Source organism: Pseudomonas sp. NFPP12 (assembly GCF_900103205.1).
In the GTDB taxonomy this organism is placed as follows: Bacteria; Pseudomonadota; Gammaproteobacteria; order Pseudomonadales; family Pseudomonadaceae; genus Aquipseudomonas; species Aquipseudomonas protegens.
In genome coordinates, this window is sequence record NZ_FMWW01000002.1 from 902,638 (window position 1) to 928,346 (window position 25,709).

General features: G+C 63.4%; 22 protein-coding genes. 12 read left to right on the forward strand and 10 right to left on the reverse strand.

The window, feature by feature from the left end:
- The first annotated feature begins 3 nt into the window (after positions 1-3).
- From norR to BLS75_RS11870, 5 genes are all read left to right on the forward strand, one after another.
- Positions 4-1,560, forward strand: coding sequence for a nitric oxide reductase transcriptional regulator NorR (gene norR / locus BLS75_RS11850; RefSeq protein WP_072450916.1), 1,557 nt, complete (start codon positions 4-6; stop codon positions 1,558-1,560).
- Between the two features lie 177 nt (positions 1,561-1,737).
- The gene (locus BLS75_RS11855) at positions 1,738-2,640 is read left to right on the forward strand and encodes a chemotaxis protein (RefSeq protein ID WP_065365220.1); all 903 of its coding nucleotides are present in this window, start codon (positions 1,738-1,740) and stop codon (positions 2,638-2,640) included.
- Between the two features lie 3 nt (positions 2,641-2,643).
- The gene (locus BLS75_RS11860) at positions 2,644-3,123 is read left to right on the forward strand and encodes a GNAT family N-acetyltransferase (protein WP_015636918.1); all 480 of its coding nucleotides are present in this window, start codon (positions 2,644-2,646) and stop codon (positions 3,121-3,123) included.
- A gap of 94 nt (positions 3,124-3,217) precedes the next feature.
- On the forward strand, positions 3,218-3,544 hold the full coding sequence (locus BLS75_RS11865; protein WP_015636919.1) for a hypothetical protein: 327 nt from the start codon (positions 3,218-3,220) through the stop codon (positions 3,542-3,544).
- Positions 3,545-3,635: 91 nt separating this feature from the next.
- Entirely contained in the window at positions 3,636-4,385 is a 750-nt protein-coding gene (locus BLS75_RS11870; protein ID WP_011063294.1) for a YkgJ family cysteine cluster protein, read from the forward strand.
- A gap of 31 nt (positions 4,386-4,416) precedes the next feature.
- On the opposite strand, the gene BLS75_RS11875 is transcribed toward BLS75_RS11870, so the two are convergent.
- Together BLS75_RS11875 and BLS75_RS11880 are read right to left on the reverse strand one after the other, a co-directional pair.
- On the reverse strand, positions 4,417-6,000 hold the full coding sequence (locus BLS75_RS11875; protein WP_015636920.1) for a methyl-accepting chemotaxis protein: 1,584 nt from the start codon (positions 5,998-6,000) through the stop codon (positions 4,417-4,419).
- A gap of 158 nt (positions 6,001-6,158) precedes the next feature.
- Positions 6,159-6,404: a hypothetical protein gene (locus tag BLS75_RS11880; protein ID WP_011063296.1), complete on the reverse strand. Its 246-nt coding sequence runs from the start codon at positions 6,402-6,404 to the stop codon at positions 6,159-6,161.
- Positions 6,405-6,617: 213 nt separating this feature from the next.
- Between BLS75_RS11880 and BLS75_RS11885 the strand changes: the two genes are divergently transcribed.
- The 7 genes from BLS75_RS11885 (at position 6,618) to BLS75_RS11915 (ending at position 16,534) form a co-directional block, all read left to right on the forward strand.
- A complete protein-coding gene (locus BLS75_RS11885) occupies positions 6,618-7,778 on the forward strand; it encodes an efflux RND transporter periplasmic adaptor subunit (protein WP_011063297.1) in 1,161 nt (386 codons plus the stop codon).
- Positions 7,775-10,870, forward strand: coding sequence for a multidrug efflux RND transporter permease subunit (locus tag BLS75_RS11890; RefSeq protein WP_072450917.1), 3,096 nt, complete (start codon positions 7,775-7,777; stop codon positions 10,868-10,870). The genes BLS75_RS11885 and BLS75_RS11890 overlap by 4 nt, the downstream gene beginning before the upstream one ends.
- Positions 10,871-10,878: 8 nt before the next feature.
- Positions 10,879-11,556, forward strand: coding sequence for a heavy metal response regulator transcription factor (locus tag BLS75_RS11895; protein ID WP_011063299.1), 678 nt, complete (start codon positions 10,879-10,881; stop codon positions 11,554-11,556).
- Complete coding sequence (locus tag BLS75_RS11900) at positions 11,546-12,910, forward strand: heavy metal sensor histidine kinase (protein WP_072450918.1); 1,365 nt, start codon at positions 11,546-11,548, stop codon at positions 12,908-12,910. Before BLS75_RS11895 ends, BLS75_RS11900 begins: the two co-directional genes overlap by 11 nt.
- A gap of 220 nt (positions 12,911-13,130) precedes the next feature.
- Complete coding sequence (locus tag BLS75_RS11905; RefSeq protein ID WP_072450919.1) at positions 13,131-13,355, forward strand: hypothetical protein; 225 nt, start codon at positions 13,131-13,133, stop codon at positions 13,353-13,355.
- Positions 13,356-13,545: 190 nt separating this feature from the next.
- Positions 13,546-14,871: an OprD family porin gene (locus BLS75_RS11910; RefSeq protein WP_072450920.1), complete on the forward strand. Its 1,326-nt coding sequence runs from the start codon at positions 13,546-13,548 to the stop codon at positions 14,869-14,871.
- 139 nt (positions 14,872-15,010) lie between these two features.
- Positions 15,011-16,534 carry a sensor domain-containing diguanylate cyclase gene (locus BLS75_RS11915; RefSeq protein ID WP_072450921.1) on the forward strand — a complete coding sequence of 508 codons (1,524 nt, stop codon included), beginning with the start codon at positions 15,011-15,013 and terminating at the stop codon, positions 16,532-16,534.
- Positions 16,535-16,602: 68 nt separating this feature from the next.
- Here the strand turns inward: BLS75_RS11915 and lpxC are convergent, their stop codons facing one another.
- From lpxC to ftsW, 8 genes are all read right to left on the reverse strand, one after another.
- Positions 16,603-17,514, reverse strand: coding sequence for a UDP-3-O-acyl-N-acetylglucosamine deacetylase (gene lpxC, locus BLS75_RS11920; protein WP_011063304.1), 912 nt, complete (start codon positions 17,512-17,514; stop codon positions 16,603-16,605).
- 112 nt (positions 17,515-17,626) lie between these two features.
- Positions 17,627-18,820 carry a cell division protein FtsZ gene (gene ftsZ / locus BLS75_RS11925; protein WP_011063305.1) on the reverse strand — a complete coding sequence of 398 codons (1,194 nt, stop codon included), beginning with the start codon at positions 18,818-18,820 and terminating at the stop codon, positions 17,627-17,629.
- A 72-nt stretch (positions 18,821-18,892) separates the two neighbouring features.
- A complete protein-coding gene (gene ftsA, locus BLS75_RS11930) occupies positions 18,893-20,152 on the reverse strand; it encodes a cell division protein FtsA (protein ID WP_011063306.1) in 1,260 nt (419 codons plus the stop codon).
- 14 nt (positions 20,153-20,166) lie between these two features.
- Positions 20,167-21,033 carry a cell division protein FtsQ/DivIB gene (locus BLS75_RS11935; RefSeq protein ID WP_015636926.1) on the reverse strand — a complete coding sequence of 289 codons (867 nt, stop codon included), beginning with the start codon at positions 21,031-21,033 and terminating at the stop codon, positions 20,167-20,169.
- 4 nt (positions 21,034-21,037) lie between these two features.
- A complete protein-coding gene (locus tag BLS75_RS11940) occupies positions 21,038-21,994 on the reverse strand; it encodes a D-alanine--D-alanine ligase (protein ID WP_011063308.1) in 957 nt (318 codons plus the stop codon).
- Complete coding sequence (gene murC / locus BLS75_RS11945; protein WP_011063309.1) at positions 21,991-23,445, reverse strand: UDP-N-acetylmuramate--L-alanine ligase; 1,455 nt, start codon at positions 23,443-23,445, stop codon at positions 21,991-21,993. The genes BLS75_RS11940 and murC overlap by 4 nt, the downstream gene beginning before the upstream one ends.
- Positions 23,438-24,508, reverse strand: coding sequence for an undecaprenyldiphospho-muramoylpentapeptide beta-N-acetylglucosaminyltransferase (gene murG, locus BLS75_RS11950; protein WP_011063310.1), 1,071 nt, complete (start codon positions 24,506-24,508; stop codon positions 23,438-23,440). The genes murC and murG overlap by 8 nt, the downstream gene beginning before the upstream one ends.
- Positions 24,498-25,709, reverse strand: a complete 1,212-nt coding sequence (gene ftsW / locus BLS75_RS11955) for a putative lipid II flippase FtsW (RefSeq protein WP_169892250.1) — start codon at positions 25,707-25,709, stop codon at positions 24,498-24,500. The genes murG and ftsW overlap by 11 nt, the downstream gene beginning before the upstream one ends.

Below are 25,709 nucleotides of genomic sequence, written 5' to 3' on the forward strand. Positions count from 1 at the left end.
ATTATGACTGCAAAATCCCTGCTCACCGCCCTGCTTCCCCTGGTCACCGACCTGTCCCGCGAACTGCCCGAAGGCGAGCGCTATCGCCGCCTGCTGGAAGCTCTGCGCGCCCTGCTGCCCTGCGATGCCACTGCACTGCTGCGCCTGGATGGCGAGTGGCTGGTGCCCCTGGCGGTCAATGGCTTGAGCACCGACACCCTGGGCCGCCGTTTCAAGGTCAGCGAGCATCCGCGCTTCGCCGCCCTGCTCGGCAGCCCGGGCCCGACCCGCTTTGCCAGCGACAGCGACTTGCCCGACCCCTACGACGGCCTGGTGGAAGGGCTCGATGATCACCTGGAAGTGCATGACTGCATGGGCTGCCCGCTGTTCGTCGACGAGCGCCCCTGGGGCCTGCTGACCCTCGATGCCCTGGACCCGCAGCGCTTCGAACCCATCGAGCTGGATGCCCTGCAAGCCTTCGCCAGCCTCGCCGCCGCAACGGTCAGCGCCGCCCAGCGCATCGAACGCCTGGCCCAGCGCGCCGAAAACGAGCACCAGCGGGCCGAGGTCTATCGCCAGGCCAGTGGGCAGAACCGCGAGATGATCGGCCAGAGCAAGGCCCACAAACGCTTGCTGGAGGAAATCAAGCTGGTGGGCGGCAGCGACCTGACGGTGCTGATCACCGGAGAAACCGGCGTCGGCAAGGAACTGGTCGCCCAGGCTATCCACGCGGCTTCGCCCCGGGCCGAGCAGCCGATCATCAGCCTCAACTGCGCGGCCCTGCCCGACACCCTGGTGGAGAGCGAGCTGTTCGGCCACGTGCGCGGCGCCTTCACCGGGGCCACCCAGGATCGCCGGGGAAAATTCGAACTGGCCAATGGCGGCACGCTGTTTCTCGATGAAGTGGGCGAGTTGTCGCTGACAGTGCAGGCCAAACTGCTGCGGGTGCTGCAAAGCGGCCAACTGCAACGCCTGGGGTCGGACCAGGAGCATCGGGTCGACGTGCGCCTGATTGCCGCCACCAACCGCGATCTGGCGGAAGAAGTGCGCAACGGCCGCTATCGTGCCGACTTCTACCACCGTCTCAGCGTCTACCCCCTACGGGTGCCGGCACTGCGCGAGCGCGGCCGCGATGTGCTGCTGCTCAGTGGCTACTTCCTGGAACAGAACCGCTCGCGCATGGGCCTGGGCAGCCTGCGCCTGAGCGCTGAGGCGCAACAGGCGCTGCTGGCCTACCACTGGCCGGGCAACGTTCGCGAGCTGGAGCACTTGATCGGGCGCAGCGCTCTGAAAGCGCTGGGCAACCACCCCGAGCGACCGAAGATCCTCAGCCTGGATGCCGGCGATCTGGACCTGCCCCGGGCCAGCGAAAGAACCAGCGCCCCCGTCGAGCCTGCTGGTGCAACCCAGGCCATGCCTGCCGTAGCCGGCGACCTGCGCCAGGCCACCGACCACTACCAGCGCCAACTGATCAGCAGTTGCCTGGAGCGGCACCAGCACAACTGGGCCAGCGCCGCCCGTGAGCTAGGCTTGGACAGGGCCAACCTGAGCCGCCTGGCCAAGCGCCTGGGCCTGCGGTAAACGCCAGCGCCGACAAAGCGCCCCGCCCCTCTGCAGGAGCCGGCTTGCCGGCCAGGGTCGCGCCGCCGACGGAAAGCGGGAACACCGCTAAAGCCAGCCCTGAACACGTCGATAACCCGTTATCAATGGTTGTCCGTGGCCCGTGCCACGAGCCAATTTTCTCCAGAGAAGGTTTTTATGTCCTCCAACAAAGCCCGCGCAGATTCGCTATCGCTTCTGCTGTTTACCTTGCGCAGCGGCAAGCTGATGGCAATCAACCTGCTTAAAGTCAGTGAGATCATTCCCTGCCCGCCGCTGACCAAGCTGCCCGAATCCCACCCCCACGTGAAAGGCATCGCCACCCTGCGGGGCAACTCGCTGTCGGTGATCGACCTCAGCCGGGCCATCGGCGAGCGGCCCCTGGCCGACCCCGACAGCGGCTGCCTGATCGTCACTGACGTCAGCCGCTCCAAACAGGGCCTGCACGTGCAGGCCGTGAGCAAGATCGTGCATTGCCTGACCACCGATATCCGTCCACCGCCCTTCGGTTCCGGCGGCCTCAAGTCCTACATCACCGGGGTGACCCAAGTGGACGGCACCCTGGTGCAGGTACTGGATATCGAGAAAGTGATCCATGGCATCGCCCCGGCCCAGATCGAGATGGCGCCCACCGAGCTGAGCATGGAAGACGCCGAAGCCCTGGGCAACGCGCGGATCCTGGTGGTGGACGACAGCCAGGTGGCACTGCAGCAATCGGTACACACCTTGCGCAACCTCGGCCTGCAATGCCATACCGCCCGCAGCGCCAAGGAAGCCATCGACTGCCTGCTGGAACTGCAAGGCACGGCCAACGAGATCAACCTGATTGTCTCGGACATCGAGATGTCGGAGATGGACGGCTACGCCCTGACCCGCACCCTGCGGGAAACCCCGGACTTCGCCCACCTCTACGTGCTGCTGCACACCTCCCTGGACAGCGCCATGAACAGCGAGAAAGCCCGTGTGGCCGGCGCCAACGCCGTGCTCACCAAGTTTTCCTCGCCAGAACTGACCCGCTGCCTGATCGACGCAGCCAAGACCATTGCCACCCAGGGCGCCTGAGGCATGAGCCAGATCCACTGTTTGTTGATGCGCCGCGATCTCACTGCCCCTTTGGCAGCGCCGCAGTGGCCTGCCGGCATCACTGTGCACAACTACAGCCCCGAGCATGCGCAGGCTGTGCATCAGTTGATGCATCTGGGCTACCAGGACGGTGGCGGCGACGTCCCGGTGCTGGACAGCTGGCGCCAGGCCTTCGAGAGCGATGCCGAATACGACCCCGAACTGTGCCTGGTGGCCCGGGATGCCGAAGGTGTGATCGGCGTCGCCCAGTGCTGGACCAGCGCCTACATCAAGGACCTGGTGGTACACCCCCGAGCGCGCGGCCAGGGCCTGGGGCGCGCCTTGCTGCAGCAAGCCTTCATCCTGTTCGCCGAACGCCGGGAAGGCTGCGTCGATCTGCGGGTACTGGAAGGCAACCTGGGGGCCCGGCGCCTCTACGAAAGCGTCGGCATGTACATCGTGCGTCACGAAACCCTCGACTGATCCGCCGGTCACTATCCTGTAGCCGCCGAAGGCTGCGAACGGCCGGATCAGCCCCGGCGATCCCAACGCCCCTGCGCCCCAAGGAGCCGCCCCCATGAACGCCAAGACTCTGTGCCTGCTCTGCCTGGCCACCCTCACCGGCCAGGCCAGCGCCTCCAGCGACGATGCCTGGGCCGCCCTGGAGCAGGCCATCCGAATCAGCTGTACCCAGGCCAGCGGCCTGCAAAACCCCAAACCCGTGGGAACCATCGCGCAATTTCCCGACCAGGTCGGCGTCAGCGCCCTGTTGCTGCAAGGCCGCTACCCGCAGAAACACATGCGCGGCCAATCGGGCATCGAACTGTGCCTGTACAACAGGCAGACCGGCCAGGCTGCGGTCAGCGAGTGGGACTCGATCCGGCCGGCCCTCAAGGCCCGGTGAATGGCGCATAACTTGCTTCGGCATAGCCCCGGGTAGCGTCCATGACGGTTTTCCCACTTGACTCCTGCTGATCCACAAGGCGCTTCGTGCAATGAACACTCAGTTTTCCTGCGTCGGCTGCGGCAAATGCTGCAACGATCACCACGTGCCCCTGACCCTGCTGGAAGCCCGTGACTGGGCGGCCGACGGCGGCCAGGTGATCATTCTGGTGGAAGCCTTCCTCGGCAATGGCCTGGGGCTGCCGATGCAGCAGCGCGAGCACGCCGAACGCCGTTCCTGCCGGGTCCGCAGTGGCGCCACCGAAGCCTATGTGGCGATCACCTTCGCCGCCTACAACGTCGGCCCCTGCCGGAATCTTGACGAAGACCAGCTGTGCCGCATCTACCAGCGCCGGCCACTGGTGTGCCGCATCTACCCCATGGAAATCAATCCGCACATTCCCCTCAACCCGCAGGCCAAGGAATGCCCGCCGGAATCCTGGGAACAGGGCCCGCAACTGATTCTGGGGAATGAACTGGTGGATCAGGAGCTGGCCGAGCTGATCCGCCGCTCGCGCCAGGCCGACCGTGACGACATCCACACCAAGGAAGCCATTTGCGCCTTGCTGGGCATTCGCACCACAGCGCTCAAGGGCGACGGTTTCACCGCTTACCTGCCGGACATGGGCGCCCTGGCTAACGCCATCGACCAGGTCCAGGCTGCACCACCCGGAGCACCGGGCCAGCCCTGGCGCTTTCACCTGTCCGGAGACGATATCGCCGGTCAGGTCCAGGCCGCCGGTGCCCAGGTGGTCAGTGAAACGCCTCTGGACTACGCCTTCATTTCCCTGCGCGCCGCCTGAGCCGCGGACAACGGCGGATCGGCGAACAGCCCTAGCCGCGCTTGTGCCAGAACTCCAGGGCCAGTTGCCGCAAGTCCCCCGCCAGCCCGGCCACGTCGCCTGAGTTGACGTGGCTGAGCTGGCCGGCACTGACGGTCGCCTCACAGGCATTGCGAATGCCGATGATGTTGCGGTTGATGTCCTCGCTGACTGCGCTCTGCTCTTCCACCGCTGCGGCGATCTGCAAGCTCATCTCGGTAATCTGGTTGACCCGCTGGCTGATGCCGTCCAGGGCCACCGCCGCGCGCTTGGCCTGGTCGACACTGCTCTCCAGGTGCTGGCTGCTGTGCTGCATGGCCTCCACCGCATTGCGCGCGCCCATTTGCAGGGTGCTGATCATGCGCTGGATCTCGTTGGTGGAATCCTGGGTGCGCTGGGCCAGCCCGCGCACTTCATCGGCGACCACGGCAAAACCCCGGCCCTGCTCCCCGGCCCGCGCCGCCTCGATTGCCGCATTCAGGGCCAGCAGGTTGGTCTGCTCGGCGATGCTGCGGATCACCTCCAGCACCCCGGAAATGTCGGTGCTATGGCTTTCCAGTTGATGGATGACCTCGGTGGCCCGCTCCAGCTCGCTGGCCAGGCGCAGCACCGCACTGCGGCTTTCGCCCACCAGCAGGTGGCCCTCACGGGTTTCGCTTTCCGCCTGGTCTGCCGCCACCGAGGCCTGCTGGGCATGGGTGGCAACCTCGGCGACGCTGGCCGCCATCTGGTGAATGGCCGCCGCCACCTGATCGGTTTCCGCCTGCTGTTCCAGGGTGCTGTTGTGGCTGCTGTGCAGATGCTCCACCAGTTCCGCGGCATGCCCCTCCAGGCGCTGGGACGCATCGCCGATGCGCCCCACTACCGCGCCCACCTGGGCTTCGAGCATCTGCAGGGCGAACTCAATGCGCCCGAACTCGTCGGTACGGCCGGTATAGATGCCCTGGCTCAAGGGGTTGTCACCGATCTGCCGGGCGCGCTCGGCCAATCGATCCAGTGGACGCGCTTGCACGCCGACCGCCGTCAGGCTCAGGCACCACCCCATGGCCATCACGGCCCCCTGGACCATCCAGGATTCGGGCAGCAGCCACACTGAAACGCCGTAGCTGCCGATGAAGCCGGCGCTGATGGAGGCCCAGAGACGCAACCGCAGGCTGATCACCGGCAACAGGCTCCACCACGAGGGGCCGGCACCGTTGAGCTGGGCATAGGCCCGCTCCGCCGCCTCGATCTGACGGACGCTGGGTTTGGTGCGCACCGACTGGTATTCCACCGCCTGGCCATCGCGGGTCACGGGCGTGACATAGGCACTGACCCAATAGTGATCGCCGTTCTTGCAACGGTTCTTCACCATGCCCATCCACGAACGGCCGCGCTTGAGGGTGCGCCACATGTGGGCGAAGGCCGCGGAGGGCATGTCCGGGTGGCGCAACAGGTTATGCGGCGAGCCCAGCAACTCCTCACGGCTGTAGCCACTGATCTTGATGAAATCAGGGTTGGCGTAGGTGATCGCGCTAGTCAGATCAGTGGTCGAAAGGATATTCGCATCAGGGGCAAAGTCCACGTTTCGCCCAGTAACCGGAAGGTTGATCTTCATGGATAGCGCGCTCGTATGTGTTGGGTGGAGTCGGCAGGGCTGCTGACTCTAAGCGCACTGATGCCACAAATACTGATCCAGCTCAGGTTTAAAGCAATTAGCCATCATTGCGATTAAAAAAGCGCAAATCGGGATTTTTTCTGCGAATGTCGGCGATATCAGCGTTTGCCCATGGAGCGACGAGTGCCGGGAGGCGCTGCGCCGGGGGTCTTGGTGTGTCCGTTGCTGGCACCATTTTTGTACCAGGGCTGCTGGGCATTCTTGGCAGGAGCAAACTCGGAAGGCTTGAAGGGAAACTTGAACGCCGGGATCGCCGCCGTGCTCGGGGTGTCGGTAGCGGTTGCGTCGGCGGCCGGGTCGACGTTCAGGGCGTCATCCGCAGCGGGTTGTGCAGGGGAAGTCATGGAAACTCCAGGAGAGAAAGGAAATCCGCGCCGGGGTGCAGGCCGCAGTGGGCGCCAGTATACCTGTGCGCCAACCATCTTTGATCGGGGCCCACCGGGAGTTTTCTGACAGCGCTGACAGCTGGCCGTCACGGTGCTGACCGGGTTGTCGGGCTATAACTGTGCCCAGATCATGGCCATCCTTCCGACATCATTGCCCGGCGCTCTCTCCCCATGCCCATTGCCAAGAAAACAGTCGTGACCGCAGCGGTACTCGTGGTGCTCATCGCCGGTGTCGCGTGGTTCCTGAACAAGCCCGCCACCGCCAGGCTGGCCGCGCCCACGGCAATTCCGGTACGGGTGGTCAGCGTGCACCAGCAGGATGTGCCGCGTTACGCCAGCGGCATCGGCACGGTACTGTCGCTGCACAGCGTGGTGATTCGCCCACAGGTGGATGGCATCCTGACCCGGCTGCTGGTCAAGGAGGGGCAACTGGTCAAGACCGGCGACCTGCTGGCGACCATCGATGATCGTTCGATACGCGCCAACCTCGATCAGGCCCGGGCCCAGCTGGCGCAGAACCAGGCCCAGTTGCAGGTGGCCCAGATCAACCTCAAGCGCTACAAGCTACTGTCGGTGGATGACGGCATCTCGAAGCAGACCTATGACCAGCAAGTGGCCCTGGTCAATCAGCTCAACGCCACGGCCCAGGGTAACCAGGCTGCCATTGATGCCGCTCAGGTACAGCTTTCCTACACTCAGATCCGCTCTCCCGTCAGCGGCCGGGTGGGGATTCGTACCGTTGATGAAGGCAACTTCCTGCGCATGAGCGATACCCAGGGCCTGTTCTCGGTGACCCAGATCGACCCGATTGCCGTGGAGTTTTCCCTGCCCCAGCAAATGCTGCCAACCCTGCAGCAACTGATCCGCGCCCAGGACCCGGCGGCGGTCAAGGCCTTCCTCGGCGCTGACAGCAACAGCGCCGGGGCCCTGCTGGGCAACGGGCACCTGACCCTGATCGACAACCAGATCAACGCCGGGACCGGCACCATCCGCGCCAAGGCGGAGTTCAGCAACGCCCAGCAGCAGCTGTGGCCCGGGCAACTGGTGACGGTGAAAATCCAGACCGCCCTGGACCAGAACGCCCTCACCGTACCGCCGACCGTGGTCCAGCGCGGCCTGGACCAGCACTTCGTGTACCGGGTCAAGGGCCAGCAGGTGGAAGTCGTGCCGGTGCAGGTGGTGTATCAGGACAGCGGGTTGAACATCATCTCCGGGGTTCAGGCTGGCGATGTGCTGGTCAGTGACGGCCAGTCGCGGCTCAAGCCCGGCTCCCAGGTCCAGGTATTGAGCGATCCACCTCAGGTGGTACAGGCGACGGAGCCCCAGCCATGAAGGGCCATGGCTCGGTGTCCGCCTGGTGCGTCGACCATCCGGTCGCCACCGTCCTGCTGACCTTCGCCCTGGTACTGTTGGGCGCCATTGCCTTCCCGCGCCTGCCGGTGGCTCCGCTGCCAGAGGCCGAGTTCCCGACCATCCAGGTGTCCGCCGCCCTGCCCGGTGCCAGCCCGGACACCATGGCCTCTTCCGTGGCCACGCCCCTGGAGGTGCAATTCAGCGCCATTCCCGGCATGACCCAGATGACCTCCAGCAGCGCCCTGGGCTCGTCCTTGCTGACCCTGCAGTTCACCTTGAACAAGAGCATCGACACCGCCGCCCAGGAAGTGCAGGCGGCGATCAACACCGCCGCTGGCAAGTTGCCCAAGGACATGCCCACCCTGCCCACCTGGAAGAAGGTCAACCCGGCGGACAGCCCGGTGCTGATCCTCAGCATCAGTTCGACGCAGATGCCCGGCACCGAGCTCAGTGACTACGCGGAAACCCTGCTGGCCCGACAGATCAGCCAGATCGACGGGGTCGGCCAGATCAACATCACCGGCCAGCAGCGCCCGGCGATCCGGGTCCAGGCTTCGGCGGACAAACTGGCGGCCATTGGCCTGACCCTGGCCGACATCCGCCTGGCGATCCAGCAGACCAGCCTCAACCTGGCCAAGGGTGCACTGTACGGCGAGTCGAGCATCTCCACCCTGTCCACCAACGACCAGTTGTTCCATCCCGAGGAATACGGCCAGTTGATCGTTTCCTACAAGGACGGTGCCCCCGTGCACCTGCAGGATGTGGCGCGGGTAGTCAACGGTTCGGAAGATGCCTACGTCCAGGCCTGGTCCGGCGACCAACCGGGGGTCAACCTGGTGATCTCGCGCCAGCCCGGGGCCAATATCGTCGAGACCGTGGACCGCATCCAGGCTGCCCTGCCAGGCCTGGAGGCCATGCTCCCGGCCTCGGTGCAGGTCAAGGTGCTGGTGGACCGGACCCAGACCATCCGCGCCTCATTGCACGAAGTGGAGATCACCCTGCTGATCGCCGTGCTGCTGGTGGTGGCGGTGATGGCGCTGTTCCTGCGCCAGTGGTCGGCGACCCTGATCGTCTCCGCGGTGCTGGGCGTGTCCCTGACCGCCAGTTTCGCCTTGATGTACGTGCTGGGCTTCAGCCTGAACAACCTGACCCTGGTGGCCATTGTCGTGGCCGTGGGCTTTGTGGTGGATGACGCCATCGTCGTGGTGGAGAACATCCACCGCCACCTGGAAGCCGGCGACGGCATGCGCGAGGCGGCAATCAAGGGCGCCGGCGAGATCGGCTTCACCGTGGTCTCCATCAGCTTCTCCCTGGTGGCGGCGTTCATTCCCCTGCTGTTCATGGGCGGCGTGGTGGGCCGGCTGTTCAAGGAGTTCGCCCTGACCGCCACTTCCACCATCATGATTTCGGTGGTGGTCTCGCTGACCCTGGCCCCCACCCTGGCGGCCCTGTTCATGCGCGCGCCGGTGCACCCGGCCCATGCCAAGCCGGGCTTCGGCGAGCGCCTGCTGGCGGTCTACGAGCGCGGCCTGCGCAAGGCCCTGGCCCATCAGAAACTGATGCTGGGAATCTTCGGCCTGACCCTGAGCATGGCCATTGCCGGTTATATCCTGATCCCCAAGGGCTTCTTCCCCGTGCAGGACACCGGCTTCGTGCTCGGTACTACCGAGGCTGCGGCGGACATTTCCTACCCGGACATGGTGAAAAAGCACCAGGCGCTGGCCGAGATCGTCGCCGCCGACCCGGCAGTGCAGGCCTTCTCCCACTCGGTGGGGGTCTCGGGCAGCAACCAGACCATCGCCAACGGCCGTTTCTGGATTTCCCTCAAGAACCGTGGCGACCGGGACGTGTCTGCCAGTGCCTTCATCGACCGCATCCGCCCGCAACTGATGAAGGTGCCCGGCATTGTCCTGTACCTGCGGGCCGGCCAGGACATCAACCTCAGCTCTGGTCCCAGCCGCGCCCAGTACCAGTACGTACTGAAAAGCAACGACGGCCCGACCCTGAGCACCTGGACCCAGCGCCTGACGGAAAAGCTGCGCAGCAACCCGGCCTTCCGTGACATCTCCAACGACCTGCAACTGGGCGGCAGCATCACCCACATCCATATCGATCGCACGGCTGCCGCGCGTTTCGGCCTTACCGCCAGCGATGTCGACGAGGCACTGTACGACGCCTTCGGCCAGCGCCAGATCAACGAGTTCCAGACCGAGATCAACCAGTACAACGTGATCCTTGAACTCGACACCCAGCAACGGGGCAAGGCCGAGAGCCTCAACTACTTCTACCTGCGCTCGCCGCTGACCGGAGAAATGGTCCCGCTCTCTGCCCTGGCGCGCTTCGATGCGCCCACCATCGGCCCGCTGTCGATTGCCCACGACGGCATGTTCCCGGCGGCCAACCTGTCCTTCAACCTGGCCCCCGGCGTGGCCCTGGGCGATGCGGTCATCCTGCTCAACCAGGCCAAGAGCGAGATCGGCATGCCAACGGCCATCAGCGGCAATTTCCAGGGCGCGGCCCAGGCCTTCCAGAGCTCGCTGGCCAGCCAGCCGTACCTGATCCTGGCGGCGCTGGTGGCGGTGTACATCATTCTCGGGGTGCTGTACGAAAGCTTCGTGCATCCCTTGACCATCATTTCCACCCTGCCCTCGGCCGGGCTGGGCGCCTTGCTGATGCTCTGGCTGTGCGGCCAGGACTTTTCCATCATGGCGCTGATCGGCCTGGTGCTGCTGATCGGCATCGTCAAGAAGAACGGCATCCTGATGATCGACTTTGCCCTGGAAGCCCAGCGCCACGGCGGCCTGCCTCCCGAGGAGGCGATCTACCAAGCCTGCATCACCCGCTTCCGGCCGATCATCATGACCACCCTGGCCGCCCTGCTCGGTGCCCTGCCGCTGATGCTCGGCTACGGCGCCGGCGCCGAACTGCGCCAGCCCCTAGGGATTGCCGTGGTGGGCGGCCTGCTGGTCAGCCAGGCCCTGACGCTGTTCACCACGCCGGTCATATACTTGTGGCTTGAGCGGCTGTTCCACCGGCCCCAGCCGGCCCTGTTGCCGGCCACCACTACCTGAGGCGGGTCATGCGCGTTCTGATTATCGAAGACGAAGAAAAAACGGCCGATTACCTGCACCGCGGGTTGACCGAGCAAGGCTACACCGTCGACCTGGCCCGGGACGGCGTCGAAGGCCTGCACATGGCTCTGGAGGGCGACTATGCCGTGATAGTGCTGGATGTGATGCTGCCCGGCCTGGATGGCTTTGGCGTATTGCGAGCACTGCGTGCGCGCAAGCAGACCCCAGTGATCATGCTCACCGCCCGCGAACGCGTGGAGGACCGCATCAAGGGCCTGCGCGATGGCGCCGACGACTACCTGGGCAAGCCCTTCTCCTTCCTTGAGCTGGTGGCGCGCCTGCAAGCCCTGACCCGTCGCAGCGGTGGGCATGAGCCGGTGCAGATCAGCATCGCCGACCTGTGGATCGACCTGATCAGCCGCAAGGCCAGCCGTGCCGGCAGCCGCCTGGACCTGACCGCCAAGGAGTTTTCCCTGCTCAGCGTGCTGGCCCGGCGCCAGGGCGAGATCCTGTCCAAGACCGCCATCGCGGAAATGGTCTGGGACATCAATTTCGACAGCGACGCGAATGTCGTCGAAGTGGCGATCAAGCGCCTGCGGGCCAAGCTCGACGGCCCCTTCGAACAGAAACTGCTGCACACCATCCGTGGCATGGGCTATGTGCTGGAGAGCCGCGGTGCCGAGTAACTCCATCGCCCTGCGCCTGAGCGGGCTGTTCACTCTGGTGGCGCTGCTGATCTTCCTGCTGATTGGCGGGGCCCTCTACCAGCAGGTGGACAAGGGCCTGGGGCTGCTCCCGGAAGCCGAACTGGATGCGCGCTACAGCGTGCTGGAGTCGGCCCTGACCCGCTACGGCAACCCCGAGCACTGGGCCAAGATCAACGCCAAGCTCAAGCTGCTGAGCGAGGAAGACAAGCGCATCCGCTTCTGGGCCATCAGCGGCGACCCCGGCTATGAATACGGCAACCCCGACGCGCAGATCCGCGAATTCGCCCAAGGCCCCCTGGGCATGCGTGACCTGAACCTGAGCGATCACCCCTATCCGCTGAAAGTCCTGGTCAGCCAGTTGCCGGCCAAGGAACAGCGCCCGGCCCTGCGCTTTCTGATCGCCATCGACACCGACACCTTCCACCAGACCCAGCATCAGTTGCTGATGGCCCTGATCGGCCTGGCCATTGTCGGCGTGCTGCTGGCCTCGGCCCTGGGCTACTGGGTGGCGCGGATCGGCCTCAAGCCGCTGATCAAGCTCTCCCAGGAAGCCCAGCGCCTGGCACCGCCACGGCTGTCCGGGCGCCTGCAATTGTCGCCACTGCCGCCGGAGCTGAAGCAGTTCGTCAACTCCTTCAACTCCACGTTGGAACGGGTCGAACACGCCTACTCGCGCCTGGAGTCGTTCAACGCCGATGTGGCCCACGAACTGCGCTCGCCCCTGACCAACCTGATCGGCCAGACCCAGGTCGCCCTGACCCGGGGGCGCTCGGCGGAGCATTACTTCGAGGTACTGCAATCGAACCTCGAAGAGCTGGAGCGGCTGCGTTCGATCATCAACGACATGCTGTTCCTGGCCAGTGCCGACCAGGGCAGCAAGGCCACCAAGCTCACCACCAGTTCCCTGGCGGCGGAAGTGGCAACGACCCTGGACTACCTGGACTTCATCCTCGAAGACGCCCAGGTCAGGGTCGAGGTCCAGGGCGATGCCCAGGTGCGGATCGAGGTTGCCCACCTGCGCCGGGCCCTGATCAACCTGCTGAGCAACGCGGTGCAGCACACCGCAGCCGGGGAAGTGATCCAGGTGCGGATCGAGGTCCAGGAACACCAGGTGGCGATCGCCGTCAGCAACCCGGGGCAGGACATTGCCAGTGAACACCTGCCACGGCTGTTCGAGCGTTTCTACCGGGTGGATGCCTCGCGCAGCAACAGCGGTGCCAATCACGGCCTGGGGCTGGCCATCGTCAAGGCCATCGCCCTGATGCATGGCGGCGATGTGTTCGTGCGCAGTGACCGGGGCATCAATACTTTCGGCCTGTACCTGCCTCTCTGACTCGGGATTCTCGGATTCTCGGATTCTGTAGGAGCCGGCTTGCCGGCGAAGGCGTCAACACATCCGGCGCAAGGCGATAGGGCGCGTTCGCTGGCAAGCCAGCTCCTACTATTGTTTTTTTTGTAACAGTCCTTATCCTGTTCGGCTCTTTTTCCAGCAGCCACGTGGTTATATTTTTGTCGCACCGAATTGAACTTGCTCTGCAAGAAGGTCTTCAGAAATGTCCAACAGTATGGGTATCGCCAGCGCGTTCGTTTTGTCTTCCCTGTTCGTGGCACCAATGGCCATGGCCGAAGAATCCCAGGGATTCGTGGCAAGAAATGCCGCACGCGCCGCCGCTTTCGAACAAGCCCAGATCGCCCAGGCAGCCCAGCAGCAAAACACTCAGAAAGCCCAGAAGATCACTGCCGAGCAAAGCAAGAGCGACACTCAGAAAGACAGTTGATCCACGCTTCCGACTTGTTTCCCTCGACAACTTCTCTGCTTTCAACCCGGGAGTAAGTTGTCTTAAAGCCGCTGAGTTCAGCGGCTTTTTTTTGCCGTATGGAAACCCTCGGCACACTCGTCATACCCAGAACAAGAAACACCCGAATTCACAATAAGAAGCCATTGTCGTTCACCAAAGGAGCTAAACGTTGTTCAAGACCTCACTGAAGATCAGCCCCCTGTTCATTGCAATCGCCGCAACGATCCCGACACTCGGGCAAGCGGCCGAAGAAACCAAGGCCGAGGGTTTTGTCGAGGGTTCGAGCCTCAAGCTCAACGCCCGCAACTACTACATGAACCGCAACCGCCTGCAGCAGAGCAAGGACAACATCGAATGGGGCCAGGGTTTTCTCGGCGTCTTCGAGTCGGGCTACACCCAGGGCACCGTGGGTTTCGGCCTTGATGCCAACGCCATGCTCGGCCTCAAGCTGGACGGTGGCGGCGGCACCACCAAGTCGAGCATCCTGCCTATCAGCGACGATGGCCGGCACAAGGCACCCGGCTCGTTTTCCACCGCCGGCGCCACCTTGAAAATGCGGGCCTTCGATACCGAGCTCAAGGCTGGCGACCTGTTCCTCAACAACCCGGTGATCGCCGGCGGCATGAGCCGCATGCTGCCCCAGACCTTCCGCGGCGTGAGCCTGACCAACCACAGCTTCGACGGCTGGTTGATCGAGGGCGGCCAGGCCAGCTTCACCAAGCCGTACAACCAGAGCGGACACAAGCGCATCGGTACTTCCTACGGCAGCCTGCGCGAGGGCGACGAGAGCCTGCACCTGAACTGGGCCGGCGTGGCCTGGAGCGGCGTGCCAGGGCTGACCAGCAGCCTCTACGCGTCCGAACTCAAGGACATCTGGAACCAGTACTACTACGACCTGGACTACACCTACGCGGTCAACGAACTGGTCAGCCTCAACCCGGGCCTGCACTTCTATCACACCCAGGACACCGGCCAGGCGCTGCTGGGCAACATCGACAACAACACCTACAGCCTGCACTTCACCGTCGGCGTGGGTAACCACAGCGTCACCGCGGCCTATCAGCGGGTCAACGGCAACACACCGTTCGACTACATCGCCCAGGGCGACAGCATCTACCTGGACAACTCCCAGCAGTATTCGGACTTCAACGGCCCCAACGAGCGTTCGTGGAAGCTCAAGTACGCCTATGACTTTGCCGGTCTCGGCCTGCCGGGCCTGACTTCGGCGCTGTCCTACTCGCGCGGCGAGCTGGACCTGACCAAGGTCGATCCGGCCAGCCGCGGCTATGCCAGTTGGTACAGCGCCGACGGCAAGAACGCCAAGCACTGGGAGCGCGACCTGGACCTCAAGTACGTGGTGCAGGGCGGCAGCGCCAAGGACCTCGCCGTACGCCTGCAGTGGGCCACCAACCGTGGCGGCAACGGCTACGGCGCGCTGGACAACGACACCGACGAATACCGGGTGATCGTCGACTACCCGATCAACGTCTTCTAAGCTACTCAAACAAAAAGACCAGCATGTTTTGCTGGTCTTTTTTTTATCGGAGATTTATACAAGCGCGCAGGCGTGACCGATTTCTGTAGCCCACGTCCACACTAGACTCAAAACTGTCGACGCAGCAGAAATCAAAATCATGAACGTGAGTAGTGCGACACCCCGCACAGGGAAGATCGCGTCAAATACCGAGCGCCTGCTGATCCTCTCCAGCTCGCTGATCGTTGTAGCCATTCTCGGCATCGTCACCTACCTGTTGATCCGCGAACACGCCGCTGCCGAACAGGCTGCCACACGTGCCGCCAACAACATCGTGCAACTGATCGACGCCGATGTATTGCGCAACGTCGAGCTCTACGACCTGTCTCTCAAGGGACTGATCAGTGCCGCGCAACGCGACGATCTGAAGGATGTTTCGGCGGCCATACGTCACCTGGCGCTGTTCGACCGGGCCACCGCAGCGCCCTACAAGGGCGACATCCTGCTGCTGGACAGGCACGGCGACGTGCTGGCCGACTCGGCCTCGGTCGTGCCGCGCACGGGCAACTACGCCGATCGCGAGTACTTTCGATCGCACATCGACAATCCGGACCCGAGGATGATGATCAGCCCGCCGTTCCGCGCGCGCACCGCCGATCACGACTGGCGGATCAGCTTCAGCCGCCGGCTCAGCGACGAGCATGGCCAGTTCATCGGGGTGGCCGAAGCGGCCATGCGCCTGAGCTACTTCAACGAGCTGTTCAGAAATCTGGATATCGGTCGCAACGGTACGATCAACCTGGTGAGCCGCGACGGCGTTCTGCTGGCCCAGCAACCGCCGCTGGCAGACGACCTGATAGGCAAGAACTTCAGCAGCCGCCCCAACTTCGTCCGCATTCTGCGCGAAGGCAACGGCAGCTTCAGCAGCGTCTCCAGCGTTGATCAGAAGCAGCGGCTGTACACCTTTTCCCAGGTCGGCGATCTGCCCCTGATCGTGATTGTCGCGCTGTCCATCGACGAGGTCTTCGGAGCCTGGCAACGCACCGCGGTGCTGATCAGCGGCGCCACTGGCGCCCTTTGCATCGCCCTGTTCTGGCTGACCTGGCAGTTGTGCCGCGAACTGCGGCGCCGGCAGAGCGCCGAGCAGGAACTGGCGCGCCTGGCAGCCGTCGATGCCCTCACCGGCCTGGCCAATCGCCGTACCCTGGACCAGGTGCTGGGCAACGAATGGTCGCGGGCCCGGCGCGCCAACCTGCCGTTGTCGCTATTGATGGTCGATGTCGATCACTTCAAATCCTTCAACGACCGCTTCGGCCATCCGCTGGGGGACCAGGCCTTGCGTGCGGTGGCACAGAGCATTGGCGCCTGCGTCGGGCGCCCATCGGACCTGGCGGCGCGCTATGGCGGCGAGGAGTTTGCGGTCATCCTGCCAGGTACCGACAGTGCCGGCGCCGCCGTACTCGCCGAGAAGATCCGCACCAGCATCGCCGCCTTGCCGGCCATCAGCGAACACGCCGCGCCGCTGACCGTGAGCATTGGCATCAACACCTGGTCGGGTAACCCCGATATCGGTCTTGAACAATGGGTGAGCGACGCCGACAAGGCGCTGTATCAGGCCAAGTACAGCGGGCGCAACCGGGTTGTTTCCAACATGTCCCAGGGCGGCTCCAAGCGCGGCGCTTGAAACCGCAGGCATAAAAAAAGGCCATCCGGGGGGATGGCCTTCAAAAACAAAAGGAAAGAGAGAGTGACTTACACGGCCGCAACCGGACGCATGTAAGAGATCGGTGCAGTGCTGGCATCTTCGAAGGTCACGACTTCCCAGGCATCTTTCTGCTCAATCAACTTGCGCAGTAGCTGGTTGTTCAGTGCATGGCCCGACTTGAAGCCTTTGAACTCACCTATCAGGCTGTTGCCCAGCAGGTAGAGGTCGCCAATTGCATCCAGGATCTTGTGCTTGACGAATTCGTCTTCGTAGCGAAGACCGTCTTCATTCAGTACGCCATCCGAATCGACCACAATTGCGTTTTCCACGCTGCCGCCGAGTGCGAGGTTGTGCTTGCGCAGGTACTCGATATCACTCATGAAACCAAAGGTACGGGCGCGGCTGACTTCTTTTACAAACGAAGTACTGGAGAAGTCCACGCTTGCACTCTGGGTGCGGTCACGGAAAACCGGGTGATCGAAATCGATCTCGAAGCTCACTTTAAAACCATCGAAAGGCACGAAAGTGGCGCGCTTGTCGCCGTCTTCCACGGTCACTTCACGAAGGATGCGGATGAACTTTTTAGCTGCGTCCTGTTCTTCGAGGCCAGCAGATTGAATCAGGAATACGAAGGGTCCGGCACTGCCATCCATGATCGGGACTTCAGACGCGGAGAGCTCGACGTAGGCGTTATCGATGCCCAGGCCAGCCATGGCCGAGAGCAAGTGCTCCACCGTGTCCACTTTGACGTCACCGTTGACCAGAGTGGTCGACATCGTGGTTTCGCCAACATTTTCCGCGCGAGCAGGAATCTGCACCACAGGGTCCAGGTCGGCACGACAAAACACAATGCCGGTGTCGACAGGCGCAGGCTTGAGGGTCAGGTATACCTTCTCCCCGGAATGCAGGCCTACACCTGTGGCACGGATAATATTCTTCAGGGTGCGTTGTTTAATCATGGCTTGGGCCGCTTCAGCGCAAATTGCGAACTGGTATCAACAAAGGCTGGCGATAATAGCAGACCATGCCTTTGCTGAACACCAATCACCCTAATACCCCTGATGCATTCCATCAATCGGCCTGACGACGCAGGAATGCCGGGATGTCCAGGTAGTCCAGATCATCTTGCGGATTCAGCTTCGCCGCGGTCGCCGCGTTCGACTGCGCCTGATTGCGCATGACGGTCGGACGGTCCAGGTCACGGTAGTTCACCGACGGCAGTTCCTGGCGAGCAGGGGCTGGCGCTTGCGACTGGGCGGACATGGAAGTCTGGACGGTGTTGTCGATGACCTTCACAGGCTTCTCGATTTTTGCGCCCAGGCCGGTGGCCACTACGGTTACATGCAGCTCGTCACGCATGTCCGGATCGATAACGGTACCGACCTTGACCATGGCGTGTTCGGAAGCGAAGGCCTCGATGATGCTACCCACGTCGGAGTACTCGCCCAGGGACAAGTCCGGACCGGCGGTGATGTTCACCAGGATGCCGCGTGCGCCTTCCAGGTTCACGTCTTCCAGCAGCGGGTTGCGGATCGCCGCTTCAGTGGCTTCACGTGCACGGTTCGGACCGCTGGCGCAGCCAGTGCCCATCATCGCCATGCCCATTTCGCTCATCACGGTACGTACGTCGGCGAAGTCGACGTTGATCATGCCCGGACGCTTGATGATGTCGGAAATACCGCGAACGGCACCGGCCAACACGTCGTCCGCCTTGGCGAAAGCCGACAGCAGGCTGGCGTCCTTGCCGAGGATGGTCAGCAGTTTCTCGTTGGGGATGGTGATCAACGAGTCGACGCTTTCGCTCAGCGCGCGGATGCCCTCATCGGCGATCTGCATGCGCTTGCGGCCTTCGAACGGGAACGGACGGGTCACCACCGCAACGGTGAGGATGCCCATTTCCTTGGCCACTTCAGCAATGATCGGCGCCGCACCGGTACCGGTACCGCCGCCCATGCCGGTGGTGATGAACACCATGTTGGTGCCCGCCAGTACTTCAGCGATACGCTCGCGGTCTTCCAGGGCGGCTTGACGGCCGACTTCCGGATTGGCACCCGCACCCAGGCCCTTGGTCACGCCGGTACCCAGTTGCAGGATGGTCCGCGCGCCGATGTTTTTCAGCGCTTGAGCATCGGTGTTGGCGCAGATGAACTCGACGCCTTCGATGTTGCTCTTGACCATGTGATTGACCGCGTTGCCGCCGCCACCGCCAACACCGATAACCTTGATTACCGGACTTTGCGGGATGTTGTCTACGAGTTCGAACATTTTCCCTCTCCTTTCATTTCTCTAGTTTTTCGCCTACTGCCTACTGCTTTGAAACGGTGTTGCGGTAAATCTTTAGAAGTTGCCCTGCACCCAGCTCTTGATGCGATCGAGCAGTGCCGCCTTGGGCTCGTCGCTGCTGTAGCTGTCGCGGCTGCCGATGCCGGAGAACGAGATGCCGTCGGACTGTTTCTGCAGCCCGTACAGCAGCAAGCCGACACCGGTGGAATAGATCGGGTTGCGCACCACGTCGGACAGGCCCTTGACACTGTGGGGCACGCCCAGGCGAACCGGCATGTGGAAAATTTCCTCGGCCAGTTCCACCGCGCCTTCCATCTTCGAAGTGCCGCCAGTGAGCACGATGCCCGCCGGGATCAGGTCTTCGTAGCCACTGCGGCGCAGTTCGGCCTGGATCAGGGTGAACAGTTCGTCGTAACGCGGTTCGACCACCTCGGCCAGGGCCTGGCGCGAGAGTTCGCGCGGTGGGCGGTCGCCAACGCTTGGCACCTTGATCGTTTCGCCGGCACCGGCCAGCTTGGCCAGGGCGCAGGCGTAACGGATCTTGATTTCCTCGGCGTACTGGGTCGGGGTACGCAGGGCCATGGCGATGTCGTTGGTCACCTGGTCGCCGGCAATCGGAATCACCGCAGTGTGGCGGATCGCGCCTTCGGTGAAGATCGCCATGTCGGTGGTGCCGCCGCCGATATCCACCAGGCACACGCCCAGCTCTTTCTCGTCGTCGGTGAGCACCGAGTAGGCCGAAGCCAGTTGCTCGAGGATGATGTCGTCGATTTCCAGGCCGCAACGGCGCACGCATTTTTCGATATTCTGCGCGGCATTCACTGCACAGGTGACCACGTGCACCTTGGCCTCCAGGCGTACGCCGGACATGCCCAGGGGTTCACGCACGCCTTCCTGGTTGTCGATCACGTAATCCTGCGGCAGGGTGTGCAGAACCCGCTGGTCAGCCGGGATCGCCACGGCCTGGGCAGCGTCGAGGACCCGCTCCAGGTCCGCCGAACTGACTTCACGGTCGCGAATCGCCACGATGCCGTGGGAGTTCAGGCTGCGGATGTGATTGCCCGCCACACCGACGAACGCCGAGTGGATACGGCAGCCCGCCATCAGTTGCGCCTCTTCCACCGCACGCTGGATCGACTGCACGGTGGATTCGATATTCACCACCACGCCCTTCTTCAGGCCACGGGAGGGATGGGTGCCGATGCCGACGATTTCCAGCGAGCCATCGGCCGCGACTTCGCCCACCAGCGCCACAACCTTGGAGGTACCGATATCCAGGCCGACGATCATTTTGCCGCTTTGCACATTTGCCATGGTCCTGCCTCTTCTTAATTCTTCGCGACGGCAGGTTGCGCCGTCGTGGGTGCCGCCGGATCGCGCCAGCCGACGGCCAGGCCGTTGGCGTAGCGCAGATCGATGCGCGCGATGTTCGTGATCTGTTCTTTCAGCGTTTTTTCATAAATGGCAATGAAGCGGCGCATCTTCTCCACCAGATGATCGCGGCCCAGGAGCAGTTCGATACCCGGGCCGGCACTGCCGGCGCCGGTGGTCAGGAACCAGCTGCCGCGCTCGCGCAGCTCCAGACGGGCGATCGAAAAGCCCAGCGGCCGCAGCATCTGGCTCAACACCTGATACTGCTGCATCACTTGCTGCTGGGCCCGCTGCGGCCCGAACAACTGCGGCAAGTGCTCATAGTTCGCCAGTTCACGCGGGGTGAAGGCCTGGCCCTGGTTGTTCAACAGCGCCTCGTCGCCCCAGCGGGCCACCGGCAGTTGTTCTTCCAGGCGAATCACCACTTGGTCCGGCCACACCCGACGTACCTCGGCGTGGGCGATCCAGGGCATCTGCTCCAGTTCGGTGCGCATGCTCGCCAGGTCGATGGTGAAGAAGCTCGCCGCGACATAAGGCGCGATCCGCTGCTGCACCGCCTGCTGGCTGATGTAGCTCAAGTCCCCCTGCACCGCGATCTTGGTGATCGGGCGGTCGGCGTACGGCAGCAGGCGCTGGGCCCCTTCATAGGTGCCAAACCCCAGAGCCACCAGCAGCACCGGCCAGAACAGGCTTTTCAGAAAGCCGAAGTTGGCTTTCGGCAGGCGCGCCGACATCGGCTCTTTGGCCACCATTCGGCTGGCACCCCGCGGCACCGGCTTGCGGCCGGGTGCGGGTTGCTGATGACGAAGCGACGCGCCTTGCATGGACTTAACCTCTCGCCTCAAGACTGGCTGCCAGGATGGCCAATACCAGTTGCTGGAAATCCAGGCCGGCCGCGCGGGCCGCCATCGGAACCAGACTGTGATCGGTCATGCCCGGAGCGGTATTCACTTCCAGGAACCAGAACTGCCCCTGGGCGTCCTGCATCACGTCGGCACGTGCCCAACCGGCGATACCGAGCGCCTCACAGGCTTTCGCCGTGAGTTCCATGAGTTCCTGTTCCTTGGAGCTGTCGAGCCCGCACGGGATCCGGTACTGGGTATCGGAAGCCAGGTACTTGGCGTCGTAGTCGTAAAATGTGTGGGGAGTGCCCAGGGCGATGGGTGGTAGCACCTGGTCACGCAGGGTCGCGATGGTGAACTCCGGACCCTGGATCCATTGCTCGACCAACACTTGCGAATCGTAGGTACTGGCCGCCTTCCATGCGTCGATCAATTCGGACGCGGAAGTCACCTTGGCCATACCGATACTGGAGCCTTCATGAGCCGGTTTGACGATCAAAGGCAGGCCCAGTTCCGCCACCGCGGAAATACAATCGGCCTCGGAGCTCAATACGGCGTGGCGCGGCGTCGGAATGCCCAGGCTGTGCCAGACCTGCTTGGTACGCAGTTTGTCCATGGCCAGGGCCGAAGCGAGGATGCCGCTGCCAGTGTAAGGAATCCCCAGGCACTCCAGCAGCCCTTGCATACTGCCGTCTTCACCGCCACGACCGTGGAGAATGATGAAGGCACGGTCGATCTTCTCGCTCAAGAGACGTTGCAGCAGATCATCGCCGACGTCGATGCCGAAGGCGTTCACACCGCCGCTCTGCAGCGCTTCAAGCACGGCCTTGCCGGACTTGAGCGACACTTCGCGTTCGGCGCTCTTGCCACCGTAAAGAACGGCGACGCGACCGAAATCGCTCGGTTTCACGGTAGAGAACAGGTTGGCGTAGGCAGCGGTCATTTCGCCCCCTTGCCAGCGGCTACAGCACCGGCGAACAGCGGGCTGCCGAGCAGTTTTGGCGCCAGGCCACCAATGTCACCGGCACCCTGACACAGCAGGATGTCACCGGCGCGCAGCAACGGCTTGACCAGCGGTGCCAGGTCGACCCCACGCTCGATGTAGATCGGGTCCAGTTGGCCACGCTGACGGATGCTGTGGCACAACTGACGGCTGTCGGCGCCCGGGATCGGCTCTTCGCCGGCCGGGTAGACCTCCATCAGCAGCAATACGTTGGCATCGGCCAGTACCTGCACGAAGTCGTCGTACAGGTCGCGGGTACGGCTGAAACGGTGCGGCTGGTAGACCATCACCAGGCGGCGTTCCGGCCAGCCACCGCGCACGGCCTTGATCACCGCAGCGACTTCGGTCGGGTGGTGACCGTAGTCGTCCACCAGCATCACGTTGCCCCCTTCCACCGGCAGTTCGCCGTAGACCTGGAAGCGTCGGCCCACACCCTGGAAGCCCGACAGGCCCTGGACAATGGCTTCATCGCTGATGCCTTCGTCGGTGGCGATACAGATGGTCGCCAGGGAGTTCAGCACGTTGTGGTTGCCCGGCATGTTCACCGACACGTCCAGCGGCTCGCGGTCGCGACGCAGTACGGTGAAGAAGGTCTGCATGCCTTGCTGGCGTACATTGATGGCGCGCACGTCGGCTTCTTCGCTGAAGCCGTAGGTCACGGTCGGACGCTTGACCTGCGGCAGGATCTCGCGCACTACCGGATCGTCCAGGCACATCACTGCCAGCCCGTAGAACGGCAGGTTGTGCAGGAAGTCGACAAAGGTTTTCTTCAGTTTGTTGAAGTCACCGTCGTAGGTCGCCATATGGTCGGCGTCGATGTTGGTGACCACAGCCACCAGCGGTTGCAGGTGCAGGAAGCTGGCATCGCTTTCGTCGGCTTCGGCAATCAGGTAACGGCTGGTGCCCAGTTGTGCATTGGTGCCCGCTGCATTCAGCCGCCCGCCGATGACGAACGTCGGGTCCAGGCCGCCAGCGGCGAATACCGAGGCCAGCAGGCTGGTGGTGGTGGTCTTGCCGTGGGTGCCGGCCACGGCCACGCCGTGACGGTAGCGCATCAGTTCGGCGAGCATTTCCGCCCGTGGCACCACTGGAATACGCCGTTCCAGAGCGGTGGCGACTTCCGGGTTGGAGGTGTTCACGGCGCTGGAAACCACCAGCACATCGGCATTGGCAGCGTTCTCGGCGCGGTGGCCGATGAAAATCTGTGCGCCAAAGGACTCCAGGCGCTCGGTAACCGGCGATGCCTTGAGGTCGGAACCGGATACCTGGTAGCCCAGGTTCAGCAGCACTTCAGCAATCCCGCACATGCCCACGCCGCCGATACCGACGAAGTGGATGCGGCGGATGCGGCGCATTTCCGGCTGCGGCATGGCTTTCTGATTCTCAACCATGGGCCACCTCCAGGCAGATATTCACTACGTCGTGGGTGGCGCCGGGCTTGGCCAGGCGGCGGGCGGCCTGGGCCATGTTGTCGAGTCGTTCTGGTTGCATCAAAACCTCTGTCAGGCGAGCGGCAAGGTCCGCAGCACCAGTCGTTCTTTGCGGCATCAGGAAGGCAGCACCTTCACGAGCCAAATATTCGGCATTGCGGGTCTGGTGGTCGTCGATCGCGTGGGGCAAAGGCACCAGCATCGAGGGCAGACCGGCGGCAGCCAGTTCGCTGACGGTCAACGCGCCTGCGCGACAGACCACCAGGTCGGCCCAGCCATAGGCTTGGGCCATGTCTTTGATAAAGGGCTGCACCTGCGCCTCGACGCCGGCGGCGCGATAGCGCTCTGCAGTGACTTCATCGTGGTTTTTGCCGGCCTGGTGGAACACCTCCGGGCGCAGCTCGGGGGCGACCTGTGCCAAGGCTTCCGGCAACAGCTTGTTCAACGGCTCTGCGCCCAGGCTTCCGCCCAGGATCAGCAAACGCGCCTTGCGTCCGGCCAGAGCCTCGCGCGGTGTTTCGAGGAACAGTTCGGTGCGTACCGGGTTGCCCGTGGTGCGCCGGCTTTGCGAGGCACCGAAGGTGTCCGGGAAAGCTTCGCAGACTCGGGCAGCCAACGGCACCAGCAGCCGATTGGCGGTACCGGCCACGGCGTTCTGTTCGTGAACGATGACCGGCACCCCGGACAACTTCGCGGCAACTCCACCAGGGCCGGTCACATAACCGCCAAAACCCAGGACACAGACCGGCTTCAACTGGCGAATGACCCGCCGCGCCTGGAGCACGGCCTTGATCAACACGAACGGCGCCTTGAGCAGGGACAGCTTGCCCTTGCCCCGCAAACCGCTGACGTTGATCAGGTGCAACGGCAGCCCGGCCGCAGGCACCAGATCGTTTTCGATGCCACGCGGGGTGCCCAGCCAATGCACGGTGTAGCCACGGGCCTGGAACTCGCGGGCGCAGGCCAGTGCCGGGAACACGTGGCCTCCGGTGCCGCCGGCCATGATCAGGACATTAGCGCCCATGGCTCGGCTCCTCGGCAAAGTCACTTTCACTGAACTCCATCTCTTCACTGCCCAGGTGGGTCCTGCTCTCCCATTCGATACGCAGCAACAACCCCAGACAGGCGCAGCAGATCACCAGCGAGCTGCCGCCATAACTGAGAAAAGGCAAGGTCAGGCCCTTGGTCGGCAACAGGCCGACATTCACCCCGATGTTGATCAGGAATTGACCAATCCACAGAAACGACAGGCCGTAGGCGACATAGGCGGCAAAGAACTGCTTGGCCTTTTCCGCCCACAGGCCGATGTACATGCCGCGGATACAGACAAAGACGAACAGCGCTACCGTGCACAGCGAACCGACGGCGCCCAGCTCTTCAGCCAGTACCGAGAACACGAAGTCTGTATGAGCCTCCGGCAGGTAGAACTGTTTCTGCACGCTGTTGCCCAGGCCGACGCCCAGCCACTCGCCGCGACCAAAGGCGATCAACGCCTGGGACAGCTGGTAGCCGGCACCGAACTGGTCGGCCCAGGGGTCGGCGAAGTTGGTCAGACGTGCCATACGATAGGGTTGCATCTGGATCAGCAGCACCACCGCTGCAACCGCCAGCACCACCATCAGGGAAAACCGGAACAGCCCGACCCCTCCCAGGAACAGCATGGCCGCAGCGGCGCCCATCATTACGACAGTGGCGCCGAAGTCCGGCTCCATCAGCAGCAGGCCAGCCATGGGCAGCAGCACGATGAACGGCTTGAAGAAGCCCATCCAGCTCTCGCGCACTTCTTTCTGGCGCCGCACCAGGTAACCGGCGAGGTAGATCACCACGAACACCTTGGCGATCTCGGAAGGCTGGACGTTGAAAAAGCTGAAGCCGATCCAGCGCATCGAACCGTTCACTTCCCGGCCGATCCCCGGAATGATCACCATCACCAGCAGGCCGAAGGCACCGATCAGCATCAACCAGCCCAGGCGCTGCCAGGTGGCGATCGGGATCATCATGGTGACGATGCAGGCCCCCAGGCCCAGCAGGATGTAGATCAGGTGGCGAATCATGTAGTACAGGGCGCTGCCCGACTGCGCCGCCGCCACTTCAGTGGAGGCCGAGGCAATCATGACCAGGCCCAGGCCGAGCAGGGTCAGGCAACCGGCGAGCATCGGGAAATCGAGGTCGATGCCCCGACCGGTGATGATCGGCGATGGATAGGGCTTGATGATGTTTCTCAG

Coding starts and splice junctions, on each gene's coding strand:
- norR (WP_072450916.1), top strand. CDS start 4: ATGACTGCAAAATCCCTGCTCACCGCCCTGCTTCCCCTGGTCACCGAC.
- BLS75_RS11855 (WP_065365220.1), top strand. CDS start 1,738: ATGTCCTCCAACAAAGCCCGCGCAGATTCGCTATCGCTTCTGCTGTTT.
- BLS75_RS11860 (WP_015636918.1), top strand. CDS start 2,644: ATGAGCCAGATCCACTGTTTGTTGATGCGCCGCGATCTCACTGCCCCT.
- BLS75_RS11865 (WP_015636919.1), top strand. CDS start 3,218: ATGAACGCCAAGACTCTGTGCCTGCTCTGCCTGGCCACCCTCACCGGC.
- BLS75_RS11870 (WP_011063294.1), top strand. CDS start 3,636: ATGAACACTCAGTTTTCCTGCGTCGGCTGCGGCAAATGCTGCAACGAT.
- BLS75_RS11875 (WP_015636920.1), bottom strand. CDS start 6,000: ATGAAGATCAACCTTCCGGTTACTGGGCGAAACGTGGACTTTGCCCCT.
- BLS75_RS11880 (WP_011063296.1), bottom strand. CDS start 6,404: ATGACTTCCCCTGCACAACCCGCTGCGGATGACGCCCTGAACGTCGAC.
- BLS75_RS11885 (WP_011063297.1), top strand. CDS start 6,618: ATGCCCATTGCCAAGAAAACAGTCGTGACCGCAGCGGTACTCGTGGTG.
- BLS75_RS11890 (WP_072450917.1), top strand. CDS start 7,775: ATGAAGGGCCATGGCTCGGTGTCCGCCTGGTGCGTCGACCATCCGGTC.
- BLS75_RS11895 (WP_011063299.1), top strand. CDS start 10,879: ATGCGCGTTCTGATTATCGAAGACGAAGAAAAAACGGCCGATTACCTG.
- BLS75_RS11905 (WP_072450919.1), top strand. CDS start 13,131: ATGTCCAACAGTATGGGTATCGCCAGCGCGTTCGTTTTGTCTTCCCTG.
- BLS75_RS11915 (WP_072450921.1), top strand. CDS start 15,011: ATGAACGTGAGTAGTGCGACACCCCGCACAGGGAAGATCGCGTCAAAT.
- lpxC (WP_011063304.1), bottom strand. CDS start 17,514: ATGATTAAACAACGCACCCTGAAGAATATTATCCGTGCCACAGGTGTA.
- ftsZ (WP_011063305.1), bottom strand. CDS start 18,820: ATGTTCGAACTCGTAGACAACATCCCGCAAAGTCCGGTAATCAAGGTT.
- ftsA (WP_011063306.1), bottom strand. CDS start 20,152: ATGGCAAATGTGCAAAGCGGCAAAATGATCGTCGGCCTGGATATCGGT.
- BLS75_RS11935 (WP_015636926.1), bottom strand. CDS start 21,033: ATGCAAGGCGCGTCGCTTCGTCATCAGCAACCCGCACCCGGCCGCAAG.
- BLS75_RS11940 (WP_011063308.1), bottom strand. CDS start 21,994: ATGACCGCTGCCTACGCCAACCTGTTCTCTACCGTGAAACCGAGCGAT.
- murC (WP_011063309.1), bottom strand. CDS start 23,445: ATGGTTGAGAATCAGAAAGCCATGCCGCAGCCGGAAATGCGCCGCATC.
- murG (WP_011063310.1), bottom strand. CDS start 24,508: ATGGGCGCTAATGTCCTGATCATGGCCGGCGGCACCGGAGGCCACGTG.